Origin of the sequence: Microcystis wesenbergii FACHB-1317 (assembly GCF_014696875.1) — a bacterium.
GTDB classification, from domain to species: Bacteria; Cyanobacteriota; Cyanobacteriia; order Cyanobacteriales; family Microcystaceae; genus Microcystis; species Microcystis wesenbergii_A.
The window spans coordinates 1-1,594 of sequence record NZ_JACJQV010000011.1 but is presented as its reverse complement, the minus strand read 5'-3'; the positions used below and the strand labels follow the sequence as shown (position 1 = coordinate 1,594).

The window sequence follows — 1,594 nt, the reverse complement described above, 5'->3', positions numbered from 1 at the left end:
ATATTAGCTATGTACACTGGTTCCGGAGGATTGTCTATTCAATTTAAAATTTGATGTTATAGGGGTATTATGCTTGTCAATGTAAAGTTTTATTACAGGATTCAACGTTTCTGGTCTTTGAGTTCGTCATCGTTAGCGATTTCGTCCAAAACCTTTAAACGAAAATCGGGATCGGTGGCTAGTTTTTCGGTAAAATTCGACGATCTGCCGGTAATCCGTACATCGGTCGAGCGATTCCGTCACCTGGAATAGGCCATTCAGGGTTGGGTGGCAGACCGTAAATCGCCTTAACTAGAACTAGAATACCAGCGATAAATCCAACCGCAACCGCCGCTAAATCTTCCGCGCTTAAATCTTTAATTTCTTCGTCGGGGCGATCGGACTCTAGAATTCGTGCGGTGTATTCCTCGAATTCCTGTGGTGTGAAATCGAACCCCGCAGCTTTGACGATCTCGCTGCATTCTTCTTTGCTATTCACCGATTGGATTCGGGAACGGAAGGATTCATCGGATGCAATTTTTTGATAAAAAGCGTGAACTTGTTCGAGAGCCATAAGTTAACTCCTGTTAGAATTTGATAAAAGACAACAAGCGTCAAGATAAATTCGCATTCGGGCTTTAGATAATTCCGAGAGTGATTGGAGGATACGGTTGGTAGATAAGCTGTTCAGCATTTAAATTGCTTGTGGAGATGAGGCACTCTTGCAAGAGGCAACACCCCCCAACTCCCGCGACGGGGGAGATTCAGCTAATCTAACGATAGGCGGTTATAGCGGTTTTCACAGAAGTGAGTCCCGATTGAAACGCTGAAAAGCCTATCTATCAAGGGATTTACTATACCTTATTACTGGACTTCCCCCATACAGAAATACTAAAAAATTAACAAAACCCTATGGAGTTTCTCAGAAAAAATTGAAAAGACGCTACTGGGTACATTTTCCCTTTGAAAATGGCTGTACCGTTGACTGTATCTAGAGTAGAGCGATTCCGTAGAGTTGGCTGTATAGTGATCGCTAACCTTATGGTAACAGATGGTGTCATTAATCTCTAGAGTCAGCGATTCCCTCTGTAGCCATGTTTTTGATGGTTTTCTGCCCGGAAACAAGCTATAATGGTCGAAGGGTCAAATTTGAAAAATTTTGCCTCAAACCTTGTCTGCGTAAGGATTTCAGGAGTTTGTACCCAGTAGTTTATTAGTATTACATTGCTTTAACTCAGGCTCTGTAAGACTTTTAGCCATAGCTAGTATGTTTATACGGGGGAAGTCCAGTTATATAGAAAGGCATTTAGCGATTTTTGTCAATTGTTTTTGATCTAGAGCGAACTAATCAATTAAATCTCTTGCCAGATAAGGATTTAGTCGATTTATGCCACCTGATCAAACCATACCAAGTAACGAAGAACCTTTATTGGCTCTTCTCGACTTTGTGTGATAATTTTTGCTTATGGAATCGTGAAATGTTTACTGGGAAAGACTTTTAGTGGGACTTAGACAAAAAACAAATCGAGAAAAGCCTCAACCCCAATCCCTGCTTGGGATTTACTTCGAGAAGCCCAAAATCGCTGAAACCCAGATAGATCAAGGAAAATCATAA

General features: G+C 41.2%; 2 protein-coding genes. One reads left to right on the top strand and one right to left on the bottom strand.

Annotated features, from left to right (window positions below):
- Positions 1–178: 178 nt before the first annotated feature.
- Entirely contained in the window at positions 179–553 is a 375-nt protein-coding gene (locus H6F92_RS00210; protein WP_190356381.1) for a Nif11-like leader peptide family natural product precursor, read from the bottom strand.
- A 742-nt stretch (positions 554–1,295) separates the two neighbouring features.
- Here H6F92_RS00210 and H6F92_RS25570 point away from each other — a divergent pair.
- On the top strand, positions 1,296–1,481 hold the full coding sequence (locus tag H6F92_RS25570; protein ID WP_242029938.1) for a hypothetical protein: 186 nt from the start codon (positions 1,296–1,298) through the stop codon (positions 1,479–1,481).
- Positions 1,482–1,594: the final 113 nt, after the last annotated feature.